Raw genomic sequence first — 18,236 nt, 5'->3', positions numbered from 1 at the left:
TTATTCAGCCTGTATCTGTGTGCGTCTCAGGGGCAGTGGGATGTACCATTTTTGAGAGTCGTAACCAACGCCGGCTGGTGGCACCGGATTCATAATGCCTTGCACGCGTTTATGGATAGCTGTCAGGCCGTAACCTGCCGATAAGTAAACGATGGGGCTGTCTTCGTACAAAGCTTCCGCAAACTGGTGGTAAACGTGCATACGCTTGTCTGGGTCGAATTCACTACGTCCTTGCTCAAGCAGCTTATCGACTTTAGGGTTATTGTAGCCAATAAAGTTAAACTGACCTGGCTTTTGCTGGCTGGAATGCCAGATGCCATATTGGTCCGGCTCAAGCCCTAATTGCCAGCCCAGCACTACTGCATCAAAATCACCGGTTTTGATAAAGCGGGTTATAAAACTCGCCCATTCAATAGAGCGTATACGAATATCAATACCAACTTCTTTTAAGCGGCGCTGAATAATGACAACAGTTTTTTCGCGTTCCTTATTGCCATGGTTTGTTAAGACTTCGAATGACAGTTTTTTTCCATCACGTTCGAGAATGCCATCACCATCAGTATCCTTGTAGCCAGCTTCAGCCAATAAAGTGCGTGCCTTTTGCGGATCAAAAGCATAGGGTTTTAATTGAGGGTTGCTCCAGCGTGTGCCAGGTTTATATGGCGAAGCAATCTGTTCACCCAATCCCAAATAAACGCCATCGATGATTTCCTGCTTATCAATCGCGTAATTAATTGCTTTGCGAATGCGCACATCATTAAACGGTTGGCGTTTCAGGTTAAAGCCTAGATAGGTATAACTGTTACCTAGCGCTTTATATTGATTTAACCTGGCTTGTAACTCAGGACGCGATGGAATAATACGGGCATAGGTAATAGGGTCCATATTCATGCTGTCGATATGATCCGCCATTAACTCCAGGAATTGTGCGCCTGGATCCGGAATGATCCGCTCTATCAAAGTGCTGATTTGCGCTTGTCCTAAAACAGCCTTCGGGTTACGTTCCAGTTTCAGATATTCGCCATGCCGCCATTCTTTTAATTGGTAATAATGGCTCCCCAACGGTTTTTGCGCGAAGCTGGTGGTGTGAATATCCTGCCCGGCTAGTTTGTGCTTGGGCAGAATTTGCAAGCCAGCCCAGCTATCCAGCGCAGGCGAAAAAGCCTGGTCGTAATGCACTACAAAAGTCAGTTTATCCGGTGTTTCGGCTTTGGTGACTAGCTGAAAATCGGATGCATAAGGGCTGCGGGTTTTTTCATCAATAATCAATTGCCAGGTGAAATACACATCTTCACTGGTGAGCGGGCGACCGTCCGCCCAAACTAAACCAGGTTTCAGATGAAAGGTAATCGTTTTCTGGTCGGCAGCTACTTGCCATGACTCAGCCAATTCACCAGCCAGATCAAGATCCTTGTTATATCTCAGCAATGTGTTGAATATATTGGCAGTAATCGCGCTGGAAGCGGATTCTCCAGCTACCATGAAAATCAGGCTGCTGGGGTCTGATGGCATAGCATCAATGAATGTACCGCCAGATTGACTGGGAAAGGATTGATTGTACGGAGCGTTATTTTGCTCGGAAACGTCTGCGCTGCAGGCTGCCAACAAGCCACACAAAGAAATAATCAGGAAATAACGGTGAGCCATGTGCAATATTGTGTGTTAGGCAAGTTTATAGTCAGGCAGAACACACATCATATACAGATTCTGTTATTTATGACTGGTTTTGCTCTTTTTTGTAGAGGATGTTGAGGACTTCTTCGATGAAGAAGACGATTTATTCGAAGAGGTGGATTTTTTAGAGCGATGGCTATTGCCGGATGAAGCCTTCTTGTAACTGGCTTTTGTAATATGTGCACCAGAGCTCTTCTTGCCTGAAACGCTGGTCATACTCTCTTGCTGTTCAAATTGCAGGGTTTGACCAACCACCAGGTTTTTACTTTTCAAGTGATTTTGCTGCATGATTTGCTTGGAACTTACCCCGTAGCGTTTCGCCAGTTTAGAGAGTGTATCGCCTTGTTTCACTTTGTGTGAGATAGCTGTGTATTTATTTGAAGCTGCTTTTTCAACAGCCACTTCAATCGGGATTTGTGCCATGGCCACTGCGTCAATCGGCTTGGTCAGCGTAGAGTGATTGCCTGCAGGCACTAATAATGTCCTGCGCACCACCAGGTTCCTGTTCGGTTTCAGGTTATTGGTTGCACTTAATTCATACAGGCTGATATCAAAGCGATTGGCGATATCGCCCAAACGCTCTCCACGTTTTGGGTGATAGCTATGCCAGTTGGATAAAGGGCGCGTGTAACCATTCAAGTTATTGGTGAAATTACTGGCTGCCCACGTTGGAAGCAACAGCTTCTGGTAACTGTTTTCGGTGATAAGCACCGGGCGCGTGAAGCTTGGGTTCAATGCGGTGAACTCTTCCAGCGAAATGCCTGCGAGTTCTGCCGCCAGTTTCGCATCAATTTTATTCGGTGCCTGAACAGTGGTGAAATAAGGCTTGTTAGGAATTTCATTAAGCGTCAACCCATACTGTTCCGGGCGGAAAATAATGTTTTTAATCGCCTGTAACTTGGGCACGTAATTACGTGTTTCGTCAGGCAATGACAAATGCTGGTAATCGGTGGGCAATCCCAGGCGTTGATTACGCTCAATCGCACGTGCCACTGTACCTTCGCCGGCGTTGTAAGCCGCAAGGGCCAGGTCCCAGGCACCAAACATGGTATATAGCTTTTGCAGGTAATTCAGCGCTGCCTGTGTCGCAGCGGTGACGTCTTTGCGTGAATCTTTCCAGTAGTTTTGTTTAAGGCCGAAGTCTTTGCCGGTGGAGGGAATAAATTGCCAGATGCCAGACGCCTTGCTGGTCGATAAAGCTTTAGGGTTAAACCCGCTTTCAATCATAGGCAATAGCGCAATTTCGGTCGGCATGCCACGTTTTTCGACTTCGACAACGATGTGGTACAGATACTTTTTACTGCGCTCCAGCATACGCGAGACATAATCAGGCCGCGAGGCATACCACTGTTCGTGCTTGTTGGTATAGTCCGAATCAATATCCGGCATGTTGAAACCATCACGTACACGGTCCCATAGGCTATCTTGTAATGTCAGCGCATCCTCAAACTGGTAGGTGGAGCTGTAACTTTCAGCCTCGGTTTCGCCAAAGCTTTGATCATAACTGCCGTTATCATCCGACAAGGTTGCTGGTTCTACGTATTCGGCCATTACCAGCAATGGACAGGCCAAAAAGGTAATACACAACAGTAATTGATTAAAACGCATGACGGTAATTCAAAATCCTGAGGCTAATGCACGATGTCGCATCAGATAGCCTGGCTATCCCTGTATGAATGCATGTGCATGCATTGATAAAACTTGATTGGCCGCAAATCCCGGTCAAACAGCATGTGGTTGACGTAACGTATGAGAACGGTAAAGGAGGACACATTCTACGTTAATTTCAATGTGAGACAAGCCCTTGCGTAGCCATGGACTTTGTGCGTGTAAATTTGTTTTTGGTTAGAAGACATTACGGCGTTCGCGTAGTTCGGTAAAAATTTCGACAGCTGGCTTATCTTTAAACTTGGTTTGTTGTGCCAGAGACTCGCAACGTAAAAAGGGGTTGGTCGCCAGTTCCAGTGCCAGTGTAGTCGGTAAGGAAGGCTGTTGGTTCTGCCTGAGCATGGCAGTAGTTTGCGCGCGCTTTTGTAAAGCAGTATTGTCAGGCTCAACAGTGCTGGCAAAGGCGATGTTATGCACCGTGTATTCATGCGCCGGATAAATCAATGTATCTGCCGGCAAAGCCGCTATCCGTTGCAAAGATGCATACATTTGTGCTGGAGAACCTTCAAATAAACGTCCACAGCCTGCACCGAACAAGACATCGCCACTGAATAAATGTTGCTGATTGATATAGTAAGCAATATGGTCAAGGGTGTGCCCCGGTAATGCCATGACCTGGCAGGATAAGTCTGGAAAAGACGCAAACTCAATACAATCACCTTCTTTGACGCGTATCGCTTTTACCGCATTGTATGACGGGTGGTGATGATCGGGAGCGTATACCGGACACTGCCAATGCTGCTGCAAGGCGAGGGCACCACCCACATGATCTGAGTGATGATGAGTCAATAAAATGCCTTCCAGCTGATACCCCTTGGCTTGCAATGCATGCTCCACCACCGTGGCATCGCCCGGATCAATCACCAAAGCATGTTTGCCAGTATGTATCAGCCATAAATAATTATCGCTAAAAGCGGGCAGGGCAGTGATTTCTATACTTGCGGAAGTTTCTTGCATCACGCATCATTGAGAAAACGGTCATTAATGTCAAGTTAGGCGTAAAACCTTAACGTATCATCTTTGTAAATTTCATCGGAGCCTACATGCAGCCTAGTCAGCCAGTCACCTTCGATGCCACTGCGCTGGGACACTACATCGCCCAATGTGAGACTAAGGTTTATGAGCAGGCTGTCGCCAACGTTTTCGGTTTTCATGCATTGCAACTGGGTTGGTCAGGGTATGATCTGCTCGCGCAGTGCCGTATTCCTTACAAGCATTATCTGCATGGGCAATTCACAAAAGACAGCTCCATGTTTTGTGAGCCTGAGTATTTACCTTTAGCTGAAAATTCCGTTGACCTGATTTGCCTGCCGCATGTATTGGAGCAATGCCATGATCCGCAGCAAACATTGCGTGAAGCTTTTCGGGTATTGGTGCCTGAGGGAACCTTAATCCTGACCGGCATAACACCTTTCAGTTGCCTTGGTTTGCGTGCGAGAGCCGGTTGGTTCAAGCAGGCAGGCGCTTTTAAACGTCTGTTCACCGCTCGGCGGATTCGAGACTGGTTAAATGTATTGGGGTTTGAAATCGTAGAGAGCCATCACCTGATGCATGCCTTACCGATCAATGATCAACATTGGCTTGAACGCCAGACCAGGTTCGAAAAATGGGGAGCTTGCACTTTTGGCATGACCGGCGGTGTTTATTTTCTGGTGGCGAAAAAAAGAGTGCTTCATGTTCGGCTGCTCAAGCCTGACTGGAAAAAATCACCGCTGAACAAGGCATTACAAACGCAAAAAAGCCGGACACGCATTCAAAACAAAGTACAAAAACAGTTAAAATGCGCGGATGTCGACACAAAGCTGGATTGAAATGTATGCGGATGGGGCCTGCAAAGGAAACCCGGGCGTAGGTGGTTGGGGCGTTTGGCTGAAAGCCGGGCTGCATGAAAAAGAATTATTTGGCGGTGAAGCCCTCACCACTAATAACCGCATGGAGTTGATGGCGGTGATTAAGGGCCTGCAGGCTTTAAAAAAACCTTCCTTTATTAAGATTTACACCGACTCCAGTTATGTGCAAAAAGGCATGACCGAGTGGATTAAAGGCTGGAAACAAAAGCAATGGCGCACGGCTGATAAAAAACCCGTCAAGAACGCTGATCTTTGGCAAATGCTGGATGCACTGGCAACCCCGCATACCATAGAGTGGATCTGGGTGAGAGGGCACGCCGGCAATGAGGGCAATGAACGCGCGGATGTGCTGGCAAACCAGGGCGTGTTAACGATCGCAAAATCATCTCCTACCAAATCAATCATTTAAAAAGCGGATACATGAGACAAATTTTTCTGGATACGGAAACTACCGGCCTATATCCCGACCAGGGCCACCGGATTATTGAAATTGCTGCGGTAGAGATTTTTAACCGCAGACCAACCCAGCGTCACTTTCATGTCTACATCAACCCTGAACGCGAGATTGATGCCGGTGCGCAGGAAGTACATGGCATTTCGCTGGAGTTTTTGCAGGACAAGCCGCTATTCGCTCAAATCGCCGAAGAATTTGTGGGGTTTGTGCGCGGTGCGGAATTGATTATCCATAATGCCCCGTTTGATATGGGCTTCCTCAATATGGAATTGGCCAGATTGGGCCTGGATAAGCTGGAAGCATCAGTCAGTGGTGTTGTTGATACGCTTAAAATGGCTAAAGAGTCACGTCCTGGCCAGCGTAATAACCTGGATGCACTGTGCCGGCACTTTGGCATAGATAACTCCAAGCGCACGCTGCACGGCGCGTTACTTGATGCGGAATTGCTAGGTGAAGTCTATATCGCAATGACGCGAGGCCAGGAAAGCCTGCTAATGGAGTTAACCGGTACGTCTGAGCAGGTAAATGATGCAAGTATCGTGGTGGATTTAAGCAGACTAAAATTGGTTACCGCAGATGTAGAAGAGATCGCAGCACATGCCAAATATATTGAAGGGTTGGCTAAATCCGGTGCAACACCTTGGTAAGCAGTCCAATAAATAGTTAAAACATTAACTTAACGTGATCAAAAAACTTAGCTAGGCTTGATCAAACGCATCTGTCCAACTGTTAGGTGTTTCATACAGCCTGACTTTCATCAATTTAAGATGATTGTCAAAGGTGCCGTGATATTGCGCCTTTAGTAATTTAAAAGCTTCGGCAGCCATATTTTCTGCAGTAGGGATAGTCGGGAAAATCACTGTTTTGTGATTAGGCAGGCTGTTTAAAAAATCTAGAACAGCGTTATCGCCTTGGTAAACCAGGAAAGCATGGTCCCAGCGATCGACGATGGTTTCTCTGGCAATGCGCTTAACGTCGGCAAAGTCCATCACCATTCCGTTTTCTGAAGCGTGTTCTGCCTGAATAATGTCACCAGATAACGTAATCTCTATCGCGTAGCGGTGACCGTGTAAATTGCGGCATTGACTTTTGTGATCAGGAATACGATGTCCGGCATCGAACTCCAAGCGTGTAGTAATTTCCATGACGCTATTATATCAGTAACCATGCAGCTCACTCTGCACGAAAAACGGTCACACTATTAATATAAATCGTCAATATCCATCAATGCATCTTCATCTGCAGAGTAGTGCTTATGACTTTTTTCATAGCTGCCATAGCTAGTGTCAAAATCATCCACTTCATCGCCTGCAAAGTCTTCCAGCATTTGGTCAATACGTTTGAATTTGTCGGTTGGGCCTGCTTTTTGCAACATAATTTACTCCTCATTACCAGTTAATTATTGCTCAAACATGTCAGTCATGACATTCTTACCGTATTCATTAGCATAGACTGTGCCAAAGCCAAGTTTAGTTCCTGAAATTAGTCCATGTTTAAAGAGTGAAAAATAAAATATGCTAGCGATCAGATAGAACAATTGGGCTAACTGATTGTCTGTAAAGCATTAATGTAAATATTATGATTAATACCAGGAGATTTTAATGCGTGGTTTGATAATCGCATTGTGTACCATGGGAGTTTCTTCAATGGCAATTGCAGACTGCTTACCTATATATCAACACCAGTTTAAAACGCTGCAGGGTCAAACTGTCGATTTTTGTCAATTTCAGGATAAACCGATATTAATTGTAAACACCGCCAGCAAATGCGGATTCACGCCACAATTTGAAGCGCTGGAATCCATTTATGAGCAATATAAGGATAAAGGGCTGGTTGTCATTGGATTCCCCTCTAACGATTTCAAACAGGAACCTGGCAATAACAAGCAGGTAGGTGACTTTTGCAAACTGACATATTCTGTCAAGTTTCCCATGATGGAAAAAACCAGCGTGACTGGTGCCAGCGCAAACCCGCTGTATCAGCAACTTATCGCACAAACAGGCAAAGCACCACAATGGAATTTCTATAAATACGTCATTCTGCCGGGTGGGCAAAAAGTATACTCATTCAACAGTATGACTCGCCCTGATAGTGAAGAGATTCTGAGTAAAATAAAACCGTACTTAAAGTAACTATCAACTTGAAAAAAATAACGGCCTGTGAGCAAAACTCACGGGCTATACTTTTTATATTGAGGTGACAACAACATTCAAACTAACCATTAAAAAAACACTTCACAATCTGCCGCTTTCACAGTTTGAAAAAATATGCCAAGCATTTAATTATCATAAATATCAAAGCTTTGGTAATTGTGGCACTGTAACCCCTTATAATTCGTTTTCTGAAATGACTAGCTTTTTATTGACTCAAACTTGCTTTGTGTCCAATATGAAAGTAGTAAACTTAATTCCGTTTGGTGCCGAACTTGGTGTGTAATGCAATTTTTAAATGAAGTAATCTAATGGGCATTAAACTTGAATACATGCCTTATTCCGAATTAAAGCGTCAACCCCAAACATGGCGAGATCAGGTTTTAGGGGCGGTCAGTTTTAGCGGCTCTCGAGGTGACCTTGATAGTCACTGTGGTCACGATAATATCCCGGAAATTCATCTCAACGCGCCTGTCTTGTCAGGTATCCAATTGTCTAGCGAAGTCTTGCTGCCTCTCGAATCCGCGATACTAGAGAATCAGCCATTGATAAGCGCTCATAAAGGTCTCATTAGTTACAGACTTAACGGAGAGCTGCTGTTTGGCGTAATCACTTTGGATGAGTCATCCAAAATGATGATTGATAGTCAAGTGCACACGATTTCGGGATTACAACAGGCAACTGAAACCGCTTATCAACTGATATTCGCATTGATAGACGAACTTGGCTATTCGCAGGTTTACCGTTTCTGGAACTACATGGCTGATATCAATGGCAATACTGTTGCTCATAGCGATACCCTTGAGCGGTATCGCCAATTCAACATTGGCCGTAAAAATGTATTTGTGAATGTGGGCAGGGAACATGGCGAGCAATTGCCTGCGGCCTGTGCACTGGGTTTGCAAACCGGACCATTAAGCATCGCATTTTTGGCCGGTAAAACCCCTGCAATAGCGATTGAAAATCCCCGGCAGGTTAAAGCTTATAATTATCCAGAACAATACGGTCCATTGACGCCTAGTTTTTCAAGAGCGACCCTGGTGCAGATAGGGCTGCAAATGAGCTTGTTTATATCAGGCACTGCTAGCATTGTGGGCCATGAAACTTTGCATGTTCAAGATGTCATTGGACAAACCAGAGAGACGCTAATCAATCTGCAAGCAGTGGTCAGCGAGGCCAACCGTATGCAAGGCAAACAACTGTTCAATCTTTCCAATGCATGTTTCCGGGTGTATGTTCGCCATGCAGCAGACCTGGCATCCATTCGTGAAACACTCAACAATCACTTTAAAAAAGAGGTAAAGGCAATATTTGTGCAAGCGGATATCTGCCGTCACGAGTTACTGGTTGAGATAGAGGCAACGCTGCAAGAGATCTTGATACAAGACGATTCGCAAGCTTTGCATATCGCATGAAGACCTTTAATCGCGTATTCACATTTCCATTCTCAACGTTGCTGGTGAGACTGTATGACTACTTTGTGCTCTATGCAGGCTTACTCTGGTTAGGCTTTTTGTGCTTGTGCTGGACATTGATAGCCAGCCTGATTTATCCATTATTGCCTGAACGTAAAGCGCTTTATTTTGGGCGATATGTGATCATGATTTCTTTTCGTGCCTACCTGATGAGCCTGAGTTTATCGCAGCGTTGCAGTTTTGACCTGACTGAACTGGACGAACTACGCAATGAGCAGCCACTGATCATCGCGCCTAACCATCCATGCCTGTTAGATGCGGTCATGATTATTTCCAGATTGCCTAATGTCGCCTGTGTCATGAAGTCTGAACTTATGAATAATGTTTTTTTAGGGGCAGGTGCACGTTTAGCGCGTTACATCCGTAATGACCCGATACGGCATATGATCAAGCAGGCCACGGAAGACTTTAACACTGGCAGCCACTTATTATTATTCCCTGAAGGTACGCGTACCGTGCGCCCACCTGTCAACGCTTTAAAAGGCAGCATCGCAGTCATTGCGCGTCAGGCAAAAGTACCTGTTCAAACCGTGATTATTGAAACCAACTCTCCCTATTTAAGCAAAGGTTGGTCTTTGTTCCGTAAACCGGTGATGCCGGTCAGTTATAAGGTCAGGCTCGGCAAACGATTCTCTCCACCTGAAGATACGCATAGCTTTATGCAAGAACTTGAAGATTATTTCAAGGATGTGCTAAGGGACGATGCTTTGAAAATGCCGATGTTGGAAAGTCACAATACATCCAGCATTGATACACCTGACTTTGATTCGCCGGTTCAATGGTGATTCAAGCAAATCTGATGATAAGTCCAACTATGAATCCTTCAAAAACCCATATTGTGTTGATTCCGAGTTACAACCCAGGTGTCAAAGTATACGAAACTGTGCAGGCGGCACGCCAGTTCTGGAACCCTGTGTGGGTAGTGATAGATGGCAGTACGGATGGGTCGGAAGTGGCGTTGAAAGCCATGGCAGAGGCAGATTCCGGATTGCGTGTGATCCATCTTCCGCAAAATAAAGGCAAAGGTGCGGCTGTGCTGCAGGGGCTGCATCAGGCGAGTGCAGAAGCGTACACGCATGTGCTGACCATGGATTCAGATGGGCAGCATCCGGCAGAGCTAATCCCGCAATTTATGCAGTCATCTATTGAACAGCCAGCTTCTATGGTGCTTGGCAAGCCGATCTTCGATGCCAGCGCTCCTAATATCCGTGTGCAAGGGCGCAAACTTTCCAATATGTGGGCTAACCTGGAAACGCTAGGTGGAAATATTGGCGATTCCCTGTTCGGCTTCCGTGTCTATCCGATAGAGCCGTTAAGGAAAGTAATGCGATTTAATCCCTGGATGCGGCATTTCGATTTTGACCCTGAAGCCGCAGTGCGCTTGAGCTGGCTGGGAGTTAAAGTGGTTAATCTGCCGGCACCCGTACGTTATTTCAGTTCAGATGAAGGTGGCGTGTCGCACTTCCGTTATTTACGCGACAATGTGCTGCTTACCTGGATGTATACACGATTGTTTGTCGGATTTGTTTTTAGACTGCCGATCTTGGTAACACGGCGCTTGCGTACCTAGATCAGCAGTTAAATCACACACTATCTTCGAGATTTAAATCATTCCGCCGTTAATGGAGATAATCTGCCCGGTAATATAGGTAGATTGATCCGAAGCCAGGAAACTGACCAGGTCTGCTACTTCTTTTGCGGTGCCTGCACGTTTCATAGGCACCATATTGCTAATCGCTTGCGCATCAAAGGTATTTTGGGTCATTGCCGTTTCAATAATACCTGGCGCAACCGCATTCACGGTAATTCCACGGCTGGCGACTTCTTGTGCCAAGGATTTGGTCGCGGCGTTCAGCGCGCCCTTAGCCGCCGAGTAATTCGTCTGACCGCGGTTGCCGGTGATCCCTGAAATAGAAGATACATTAATAATGCGCCCCCAGCGGCTGCGTATCATAGGCATCATCAACGGCTGTGTCACATTGAAAAATCCGTTTACTGATACATCGATGACCCGGTGCCATTGCGTCGGACTCATACCTGGAAACACAGCATCATCATGTATACCGGCATTGTTGACTAATACTTGTATAGGCTCCTCTTCAACCAGCAGGCTTAATGCCGTATTGACCGCTGCCTGGTCGGTGACATCAAACTGCAAGGCTTCTGCACTGCCGCCCGCTGCCGTGATTTCCTGTGCCAGTTGCTCAGCAGTCGCCTTATGATGGTTGGCGTGAATAAACACGTGATAACCATCTGTTGCCAGGCGTTGGCAAATCGCTGCGCCTATACCACCACTACCACCTGTTACCAAAGCTCTTTTCATGATGCAACCTTCATAGATTTTCTAGTGATTAGCGATTAGGGCATCCGCATCTAAAACCACAGCGGCACGGCCTTCAAGCAGTATTTTTTCACCGGCACTTACTTTAAATTCATACAGCATATTATTTTCATTCGCCATGATACAAGTCGCATCAATGAAAAGATCTGCTTGGATATCATCCAGCCGTGCCACGTGCATATTCACGCCACGCACGCTGACCAGATAACCGACTTTGGGTTTTGGCTGGTTTTTAGGCGCCGTTAGCGCACCATGGACAGCCATCGCCTGTGCTGCATATTCAATACCATTGGCAATCCCCAATTGCTGATTTGCTCGTAAAGGATTATCTGCTGAGCGATGACTAATGGCCGTACAACGAATATTGGCTGCATCCCAGGCTTGCACCTGGTCTAGCAGGCACATATCGCCTTGGTGTGGAATATGACTGGCAATCCAGGCTTGGTCCAATGGCTTGCCAGGTTCAAAAAATTCTTGATTATCTAGCATGGGGTCACCTCGACCGCCAGGCGTAAATCATCCAGGTAATCCAGCACTATATGTCCACTCTCCTTGCGTGCAATCCATTGCAGCAATGGCAGGCCGCGCATAGATGGTATGGCGGTTCGTAAAGTTTCCAGCTCGGCATCGCTAAATTGATAGGCCGGTTCATCAGTCACACCCACAGTGATTTTCGCAATACTTACTGGACTCTTTTCAGGGGTTAGCAAAAGTGCAATCCCGCTGTTATCAGGAATTGGCCGTTTACTGAACATGGGTTCCGGGTAAGGCGTATCGCTGGTCATCAAGATGCAAGGCGTATCTTCAACCACTACTTGCGTAAGCGCATCCAGCAGGCCGGCGCCGAAACTGCCATCGAATGCGCAGAGTACTGATGAAGTCGCCATGGTTTTTGTGGCGATACTCCAGTAGCCTGCAGCCGCGTTATGTACTGAATTATGGAAGCGGGTAGGGGATATTTCCCTGTCTTCGGATGCCAGCATTTCACAAATACTATGGCAGTTCACGCCATCGCCATTGGAAAATGAAAATACACTGGACAGGTTGTTGTCCCTTAAACCGGCTTGGGAAATGGCTTCCAGCGAAGTCGCTAATGTCACTTTCACAATATCGCTGGCACGTCTGCGCTCTGCTGCCGGTAACAATTCCGGCGTAGGAATCACTGTTTTCGCTGATTGGTAAGGTGCCAGGCCCGCCAGCGTCTGGCTGCCGCTTGCCCAATCATTCAATCCCGGCGCGATCAGGCCTATGCCATCGATATATACGGTTAATCTGGAGCTCATGGCTTGTCACTCGTTTCTGCGTCTGCTGCGTTGGCCAAACCGAAAATTAAACTGCAGTTGGTACCACCAAAACCAAACGAATTACTCATCACCCGTTGCAATGATTGAGGGCGGTTTTGCAATTGGTAATTTAACTGTAGTTCAGTATCTACAGCCTCGGTATTCAGGCCGCCGGGGATAAAGTTGTTCTGCAGTGCGAGGGCGCAAATCACTGCTTCAACCGCACCGGCAGCGCCTAGCGTATGCCCGGTAGCGCCTTTGCTGGAACTGCATGGCACATCTTTATTTTCCTGCGCAAACACGGCCCTGACCGCTTTAGCTTCTGCTGCATCATTACTTGGTGTAGCTGTACCATGCAGGTTAATGTAATCGATGTCAGATGGTTTCAAGCCGGCACTTTGTAACGCTTGCTGCATCGCCAGCTTCGCACCTAATCCTTCAGGATGAGGTGATGACATATGGTAGGCATCGCTGGATTCACCTACGCCTAGTAACAAGATGGTGTCAGCTGAATTTATAGAGTTAACTGAGTTTGGCGTCTGGGTATCAGGCGCGCGCTCGAGTAAAGCAAATGCAGCGGCTTCACCAATTGAAATACCATCCCTGTCCTTGTCATATGGCCGGCAGGCCTGGCTGGAAAGCAGGTTTAAGGAATTGAAACCATAGAGTGTAGTCAGGCACAAGGTATCTACACCACCAACGATTGCGGCATCAATCAAGCCTGCTTCTATCATACGCCGGGCAATGCTGAATACTTTTGCGCTGGAAGAGCAGGCAGAGGAAACCACAGCAGCCGGCCCGGCAAGCTTGAAATACTCGCGGGTAAAGTATGCGACTGAATAAGTATTCTGGGTTTTGCCATAGATAAAATTCTTAGGCAGTTTACCTGTGGTTCTATCACGGTTGCGGAAAGCAAGTTCTGTTTCCAATATGCCAGAGGTACTGGTACCTAAAAAGACACCGATACGATCGGCGCCATAGGTGTCGATGGCTGCTTTGACAGCCAGGTCAAAGCCATCCTGCTCCAGGCCTAATTTTGCCAGGCGATTATTGCGGCAGTCGTACTCCTGCATACCTGGCGGCATGGTGACATCATCCAGGGCTTCAACTTCACCAATAAAAGTCGGCAAATCGACGGTTTCGAAATCACAAGGTTTAAGCGTTTGCCGTTGTTGTAACAAAGCATCCAGTGTTTGCTGCAAGCCTTGGCCTATGCAACTGGTCACGGTGTAATGTGAAAGTAATAATGGTTTCAAAAAATCTCGGCTTTCGTTACAAGAATTTAATATTACGCATATCTTTAATTAGTACGGATTTCTAGTGCATTGATCAAAAGTTCTCTGCTACGTTCATTTACAGCTCAGTACAACGTAACTTGCATGAGTTCAGTATAGCTGAGTACCCTAAGACTGAAACAGATGGACTGGCAATTAGTAAATATATCAATTAGCGGCTTCGGCCAGGGTGACACAGCGCAGTCTCTTTGCTTTGGCAGCCTCCAATAATGCAGGCAGCACGGCTACTATGACAGGTTCATTGGCCGGGGTGATCGCAGCATTACCATCATGCAACAAAATGATAGCGCCCGGGCACAAACCTTTTATGAGCTTTGCTTTCACTTTTTCTGCGTCATTCACTCTGGTATCAAATCCGCGTACAGACCAGCTTGCCAGGTGCAATCCCAATTTTTTAAGGATAGGATCGAGAAACGGATTCCGTAAACCTGCAGGTGCACGGAAGAACGTGGGCCGTTTACCAGTGATGCGTTGCAAAGTTTCCTGCGCAGCCAGAATTTCTTTCATCATTTTTTTATAGCCGAACATTGAAAAAAAGACACTATGCTGCTGGCTATGGTTTTCTATCGCATGCCCGCGCGTAACAATCTCACGGCACAGTTCAGGATGCTGTGCCGCTTTATTGCCTATGTAGAAAAATGTTGCCTTGACCTGGTAACGGTCCAGTATATCTAGCACCCGACGTGTGACTGCAGGCTCAGGCCCGTCGTCAATAGTCAGGGCTATTTCATTCCTCAATATGGCAGCTGGCGGTAATTTAGTCCAGTTTGGCCCTAGCCATGTACTTCGCGGCCATAAACCCACCAACGAGATTACCAAATGGTTGGCCAGGAATGCAGCCAGCCACCAGTGCCAGAGAGCAGGGGCGATCAACAGGCAAATCAGTAATGCCACATGTAGCAAGATAGACGCTTTGATAAACGACGGTGCCTGCTTCCATTTGAACAGAAGACTTTCGTTTTTGGTTTGAAGCTCTGTCATGATTGTGCAGCCGTATTCTGGTTGCGGATGGTTTTCCACTGTGCCTGCTGTTTATCAAGGAAGTTAAACCACAGCTGCTGCCAAACCGGCCAGGTGTGATCCCCTGGGATTTTACCTATCTGGGCGACAGGTATTGCCTGCTCCATCAACGCAATGCCATCTGCAAAGCGGTCGTCGGTTCCGTAACCAAGGTGTATTTCAACTGCCTGCGCATGTTTTAACCATATCCAGTTAGCGCGCTCAACATCGTCATCTGCAATGACCCCTGGCTGCCACGCCAGCAAGCCACCAGCATTGGCGATTTCGCCGGTGGTCATGCGATTGCCGGGATAAGGCGCCATCAGGAATAGACCATGCACCTGACCTGGATAATAATGCGCATGCGCCATGGCGATATAGCCGCCAATGGAAATGCCCGCCAGCCAGATTGACTGGTACTGTGAAATCGCAGGTGTCACCACTTTACGGTTCAAATCACGCAGTGCAGTCTGGTTGGCAATCTGCTCAAACGGCAATTCCACTAGCATAAGGTCTATGTCCAGATCACGTTCACGTACTGCCTGTACAAAACCTTGCGTGATAAAGTCCTCAGGCATGTGAGTCGCGCCTGGCAGCAGGATAAAAAGAGTGCCGGCTTTTTTCCCGCTAGTGGCTAAATCAACCAGGTATCGCATCAGGCGGCTGCTTTCGTGCGAATACTGCGGAGAAAATCAATGCCAGAATCACCCCAGGCGCCACGGTCACCCCCATCGCCTGTAACACCGGTACAGTGGAGAAAGCCAGCAAGCCGAAGCCGAGCACGGTGGCGACGTTGGCGAACACCAGCGAAGCGTAAGTCTGGGGAGCGATAGCCTGTTTGCCTTGACTGCTTGGGTTGAAAAACAGGGCATAGTTGGAGCCGATCGCCACAATCAGGAGTAAACCAATCAAGTGCAGGATAATCAGCTGCTGGCCAACTAAAGCGAGGCCAGCCATCACTGTTAATACTGCAGCCACTAACGGGATAATAATTGCCAGTAACTGTTTGAATGAACGCAGTGCAAATAATAACAACCCGATAATCGCCAGCACACCCGCCAGCGATAGCAAAATTGCCTCCTGCATATAGCTGGAATAAAGTTTGTTGGACTCGGCTTTCATATCAACGAACAACACATTCGGGACGCTCGCATCGCGTAGCGCTTGACGCACCTGAGTAGCATCGATATCGCTGCCAGAGGGGGCAGTCAGCGGGATCAGCGAGCTCCAGCGTTGGCCTTGCTGCAAGAGCATGGCATCTACTGCCATCGCCATCGAAGTACCTTGCAAGTTGCTGCGCTGCAACAAGGGCTTTGCCCGATTGGTTTCTATATCTTGCTGGAATGGTTCTAGTAAAGCGGCTTTAATCGGCAGGTTTTTCACTGCGGTATTCAACCTGGATTTGAGTTCTGCGCTATCAGGCAAGCTTTCCAACCGGGCTTGTTGGGTGGCCTGGCTAGGCAAGTAATGGCTGGCGCTATCAAAGCTGGCCAGCAAACCTTTATTCACCAGGTTTTGCAGCGTCAGCGATATTTTTTCGGTATTACCAAGTACCGTTTCCTGGCTATCCCCTGATAAAACGATGACATAACGCACATCCGGTGCGCCCATACCGCTACGTAGCCGGCCATCCAATGCCTGGTCAGCCGCGCTTACCGGGCTGAGTGCCGATAACTCTTTATTCCATAATCGATCGTGGTGGTTGTAGACGATGATGCCTGACGCCACTACCAGCAAAATGGCCGGCCAGCGCAAGATGCTTGCGGATTTAGCATAGTGTGCCAGTCGAGTGCCGCTATTACTGAAGTCCTTGATATCAAAATTAGCAGGTAACAAGAAAGGCAGTACATAGCGTGTCATGGCCGCAGCGGCTATCAACCCTGCAACCGAATACAGGCCGAGTTGCGCCAAACCGGGAAAGCCGGACATCAGCAGCGATGCAAAGCCAAACACCGAAGTGAGCACGCCCAACCTGACGGTAGGCCACACGGTTGCCACCCACTTTTTGCGGTTCTGTTCCCTGTTGCCACCATGCTCGGTTTGCATGAACAAATAGATCGAATAATCCACTGCTTCGCCTATCAATGCCGTACCAAAACCCAGGGTGATGCCATGCACCACGCCAAATGCCAGGCTTACCGATGCGATGCCAGCCAGGATGCCGGTAGCGACCGGTAGAAAACCTAATAACAAAGCTATCTTCGAGCGATATACGGCTAACAGCAACAATGCGATCAGGACCGAACTGACGATAAAAATAACCCTGACCTGCATTTTGATGGTATCGCGCGCAATGACTGAGAATACGCCGGGGCCGGTCATTAATAATGTTGGCTTGATGCCGGATGCACTGATGTTTACCGCTTGGTCGAATGCAGTGCTGATGGCCTGCATCGCCAGTTTCTGCGCATCAGTATCTGACCCTGCGGCGCTTGTTTGCATGAGTAGCAGTGCAGTATTGCCATCCCGCGATGCCCAGGCGCTTTCAAACATATCCGGGCGACTACTCCCACTGAAGGCATCCAGCAATTGCAGCATCTCACCAGTTGGGTCATGCGGTAACAAAGACTTCGTCAGCAAACCAGCCGGGGATGCTAGCTGGTCTATGCTGTCAGCGATGGCTACACGCAGGCCTTCGGTGCTGAAATGTTCAGGCGTCACAGCGGGGCTCAACAGGTAGCGATGATTAAACAGATACTCACGGTCACGTTCTGCTGTAATTTCTTCGCCATTATTAACGCTGACAAATGCAGGGTGACTGCGTAGCTTATGGGCGACAGCTTTAGAAAGCATTGCACGCGTTTGCGGGTCAGCGCCCTCGATACCGACCAATATCAGTCTTGAAGCCAAACCATCTTTAAGCTGATCCATCAGCAATTGCTGTTCTGCAGTGGGGTGGCTAGGCAAAAATGCCGATAAGTCGGCGGTAAAATGGCTACGGGCTATAATTCCAAGGCTAAGCAAGACCATGAGTAGCCACAGCACTAATGCCGTACGCGCAGGGCTCTGTTGAGCAAATAAAGAAGGTTTGGTCACTAGAGAAGTAG

19 protein-coding genes are annotated in these 18,236 nt (G+C 47.5%); 7 read left to right on the top strand and 12 right to left on the bottom strand.

Annotation, left to right across the window (positions count from 1 at the left end; all coding sequences use genetic code 11):
- The 3 genes from LPA26_RS03725 to gloB form a co-directional block, all read right to left on the bottom strand.
- On the bottom strand, nucleotides 1–1,647 hold the full coding sequence (locus tag LPA26_RS03725) for a peptide-binding protein (RefSeq protein WP_229007390.1): 1,647 nt from the start codon (nucleotides 1,645–1,647) through the stop codon (nucleotides 1–3).
- Between the two features lie 63 nt (nucleotides 1,648–1,710).
- On the bottom strand, nucleotides 1,711–3,282 hold the full coding sequence (locus LPA26_RS03720; RefSeq protein WP_229007389.1) for a transglycosylase SLT domain-containing protein: 1,572 nt from the start codon (nucleotides 3,280–3,282) through the stop codon (nucleotides 1,711–1,713).
- 237 nt (nucleotides 3,283–3,519) lie between these two features.
- Entirely contained in the window at nucleotides 3,520–4,299 is a 780-nt protein-coding gene (gene gloB / locus LPA26_RS03715; RefSeq protein ID WP_229007388.1) for a hydroxyacylglutathione hydrolase, read from the bottom strand.
- Nucleotides 4,300–4,385: 86 nt separating this feature from the next.
- Here gloB and LPA26_RS03710 point away from each other — a divergent pair, with 86 nt between their 5' ends.
- From LPA26_RS03710 to dnaQ, 3 genes are read left to right on the top strand one after another with little or no spacing between them, the layout of a single operon-like run.
- Nucleotides 4,386–5,153 (top strand): class I SAM-dependent methyltransferase, encoded by a 768-nt coding sequence (locus tag LPA26_RS03710; protein ID WP_229007387.1) that lies wholly within the window; start codon nucleotides 4,386–4,388, stop codon nucleotides 5,151–5,153.
- A 1-nt stretch (nucleotide 5,154) separates the two neighbouring features.
- Entirely contained in the window at nucleotides 5,155–5,601 is a 447-nt protein-coding gene (rnhA, locus tag LPA26_RS03705) for a ribonuclease HI (RefSeq protein WP_229008325.1), read from the top strand.
- An 11-nt stretch (nucleotides 5,602–5,612) separates the two neighbouring features.
- Nucleotides 5,613–6,293: a DNA polymerase III subunit epsilon gene (gene dnaQ, locus LPA26_RS03700; RefSeq protein ID WP_229007386.1), complete on the top strand. Its 681-nt coding sequence runs from the start codon at nucleotides 5,613–5,615 to the stop codon at nucleotides 6,291–6,293.
- Between the two features lie 51 nt (nucleotides 6,294–6,344).
- Here dnaQ and queD read toward each other — a convergent pair whose 3' ends face one another.
- Both queD and LPA26_RS03690 read right to left on the bottom strand, forming a co-directional pair.
- On the bottom strand, nucleotides 6,345–6,791 hold the full coding sequence (gene queD / locus LPA26_RS03695) for a 6-carboxytetrahydropterin synthase QueD (RefSeq protein WP_229007385.1): 447 nt from the start codon (nucleotides 6,789–6,791) through the stop codon (nucleotides 6,345–6,347).
- A 56-nt stretch (nucleotides 6,792–6,847) separates the two neighbouring features.
- Nucleotides 6,848–7,021, bottom strand: coding sequence for a hypothetical protein (locus LPA26_RS03690; protein ID WP_200934417.1), 174 nt, complete (start codon nucleotides 7,019–7,021; stop codon nucleotides 6,848–6,850).
- Nucleotides 7,022–7,247: 226 nt separating this feature from the next.
- Between LPA26_RS03690 and LPA26_RS03685 the strand changes: the two genes are divergently transcribed.
- The 4 genes from LPA26_RS03685 (at nucleotide 7,248) to LPA26_RS03670 (ending at nucleotide 10,841) form a co-directional block, all read left to right on the top strand.
- Nucleotides 7,248–7,778: a glutathione peroxidase gene (locus tag LPA26_RS03685; RefSeq protein WP_229007384.1), complete on the top strand. Its 531-nt coding sequence runs from the start codon at nucleotides 7,248–7,250 to the stop codon at nucleotides 7,776–7,778.
- A 329-nt stretch (nucleotides 7,779–8,107) separates the two neighbouring features.
- Nucleotides 8,108–9,211, top strand: coding sequence for a hypothetical protein (locus LPA26_RS03680; RefSeq protein WP_229007383.1), 1,104 nt, complete (start codon nucleotides 8,108–8,110; stop codon nucleotides 9,209–9,211).
- On the top strand, nucleotides 9,208–10,056 hold the full coding sequence (locus LPA26_RS03675; RefSeq protein ID WP_229007382.1) for a 1-acyl-sn-glycerol-3-phosphate acyltransferase: 849 nt from the start codon (nucleotides 9,208–9,210) through the stop codon (nucleotides 10,054–10,056). The genes LPA26_RS03680 and LPA26_RS03675 overlap by 4 nt, the downstream gene beginning before the upstream one ends.
- A gap of 14 nt (nucleotides 10,057–10,070) precedes the next feature.
- Entirely contained in the window at nucleotides 10,071–10,841 is a 771-nt protein-coding gene (locus tag LPA26_RS03670; RefSeq protein WP_370634312.1) for a glycosyltransferase family 2 protein, read from the top strand.
- A 33-nt stretch (nucleotides 10,842–10,874) separates the two neighbouring features.
- Here LPA26_RS03670 and fabG read toward each other — a convergent pair whose 3' ends face one another.
- The 7 genes from fabG to LPA26_RS03635 all read right to left on the bottom strand — a co-directional run bounded on the left by fabG (nucleotide 10,875) and on the right by LPA26_RS03635 (nucleotide 18,225).
- Complete coding sequence (gene fabG, locus LPA26_RS03665) at nucleotides 10,875–11,594, bottom strand: 3-oxoacyl-ACP reductase FabG (RefSeq protein WP_055825031.1); 720 nt, start codon at nucleotides 11,592–11,594, stop codon at nucleotides 10,875–10,877.
- Between the two features lie 21 nt (nucleotides 11,595–11,615).
- The gene (locus LPA26_RS03660; RefSeq protein WP_229007381.1) at nucleotides 11,616–12,101 is read right to left on the bottom strand and encodes a 3-hydroxylacyl-ACP dehydratase; all 486 of its coding nucleotides are present in this window, start codon (nucleotides 12,099–12,101) and stop codon (nucleotides 11,616–11,618) included.
- The gene (locus LPA26_RS03655) at nucleotides 12,095–12,895 is read right to left on the bottom strand and encodes a beta-ketoacyl synthase chain length factor (protein WP_229007380.1); all 801 of its coding nucleotides are present in this window, start codon (nucleotides 12,893–12,895) and stop codon (nucleotides 12,095–12,097) included. Before LPA26_RS03655 ends, LPA26_RS03660 begins: the two co-directional genes overlap by 7 nt.
- Nucleotides 12,892–14,151 (bottom strand): beta-ketoacyl-[acyl-carrier-protein] synthase family protein, encoded by a 1,260-nt coding sequence (locus LPA26_RS03650; protein ID WP_229007379.1) that lies wholly within the window; start codon nucleotides 14,149–14,151, stop codon nucleotides 12,892–12,894. Before LPA26_RS03650 ends, LPA26_RS03655 begins: the two co-directional genes overlap by 4 nt.
- Before the next feature lie 186 nt (nucleotides 14,152–14,337).
- A complete protein-coding gene (locus LPA26_RS03645; protein WP_229007378.1) occupies nucleotides 14,338–15,171 on the bottom strand; it encodes a polysaccharide deacetylase family protein in 834 nt (277 codons plus the stop codon).
- Nucleotides 15,168–15,845 (bottom strand): alpha/beta fold hydrolase, encoded by a 678-nt coding sequence (locus tag LPA26_RS03640; protein WP_229007377.1) that lies wholly within the window; start codon nucleotides 15,843–15,845, stop codon nucleotides 15,168–15,170. The genes LPA26_RS03645 and LPA26_RS03640 overlap by 4 nt, the downstream gene beginning before the upstream one ends.
- The gene (locus tag LPA26_RS03635) at nucleotides 15,829–18,225 is read right to left on the bottom strand and encodes an MMPL family transporter (protein ID WP_229007376.1); all 2,397 of its coding nucleotides are present in this window, start codon (nucleotides 18,223–18,225) and stop codon (nucleotides 15,829–15,831) included. The genes LPA26_RS03640 and LPA26_RS03635 overlap by 17 nt, the downstream gene beginning before the upstream one ends.
- Nucleotides 18,226–18,236 lie beyond the last annotated feature (11 nt).

The organism is Methylophilus sp. Leaf408 (assembly GCF_916856905.1).
GTDB lineage: Bacteria > Pseudomonadota > Gammaproteobacteria > Burkholderiales > Methylophilaceae > Methylophilus.
This window is presented reverse-complemented; position numbering and strand designations above follow the sequence as displayed.

Bases quoted from the DNA above. Each gene is read 5' to 3' on its own strand.
- LPA26_RS03725 (WP_229007390.1), bottom strand. From the start codon at position 1,647: ATGGCTCACCGTTATTTCCTGATTATTTCTTTGTGTGGCTTGTTGGCA.
- LPA26_RS03645 (WP_229007378.1), bottom strand. From the start codon at position 15,171: ATGACAGAGCTTCAAACCAAAAACGAAAGTCTTCTGTTCAAATGGAAG.
- LPA26_RS03655 (WP_229007380.1), bottom strand. From the start codon at position 12,895: ATGAGCTCCAGATTAACCGTATATATCGATGGCATAGGCCTGATCGCG.
- gloB (WP_229007388.1), bottom strand. From the start codon at position 4,299: ATGCAAGAAACTTCCGCAAGTATAGAAATCACTGCCCTGCCCGCTTTT.
- LPA26_RS03670 (WP_370634312.1), top strand. From the start codon at position 10,071: ATGATAAGTCCAACTATGAATCCTTCAAAAACCCATATTGTGTTGATT.
- LPA26_RS03675 (WP_229007382.1), top strand. From the start codon at position 9,208: ATGAAGACCTTTAATCGCGTATTCACATTTCCATTCTCAACGTTGCTG.
- fabG (WP_055825031.1), bottom strand. From the start codon at position 11,594: ATGAAAAGAGCTTTGGTAACAGGTGGTAGTGGTGGTATAGGCGCAGCG.
- LPA26_RS03660 (WP_229007381.1), bottom strand. From the start codon at position 12,101: ATGCTAGATAATCAAGAATTTTTTGAACCTGGCAAGCCATTGGACCAA.
- LPA26_RS03640 (WP_229007377.1), bottom strand. From the start codon at position 15,845: ATGCGATACCTGGTTGATTTAGCCACTAGCGGGAAAAAAGCCGGCACT.
- LPA26_RS03710 (WP_229007387.1), top strand. From the start codon at position 4,386: ATGCAGCCTAGTCAGCCAGTCACCTTCGATGCCACTGCGCTGGGACAC.
- LPA26_RS03720 (WP_229007389.1), bottom strand. From the start codon at position 3,282: ATGCGTTTTAATCAATTACTGTTGTGTATTACCTTTTTGGCCTGTCCA.
- queD (WP_229007385.1), bottom strand. From the start codon at position 6,791: ATGGAAATTACTACACGCTTGGAGTTCGATGCCGGACATCGTATTCCT.
- LPA26_RS03680 (WP_229007383.1), top strand. From the start codon at position 8,108: ATGGGCATTAAACTTGAATACATGCCTTATTCCGAATTAAAGCGTCAA.
- dnaQ (WP_229007386.1), top strand. From the start codon at position 5,613: ATGAGACAAATTTTTCTGGATACGGAAACTACCGGCCTATATCCCGAC.
- LPA26_RS03685 (WP_229007384.1), top strand. From the start codon at position 7,248: ATGCGTGGTTTGATAATCGCATTGTGTACCATGGGAGTTTCTTCAATG.
- rnhA (WP_229008325.1), top strand. From the start codon at position 5,155: ATGTATGCGGATGGGGCCTGCAAAGGAAACCCGGGCGTAGGTGGTTGG.
- LPA26_RS03690 (WP_200934417.1), bottom strand. From the start codon at position 7,021: ATGTTGCAAAAAGCAGGCCCAACCGACAAATTCAAACGTATTGACCAA.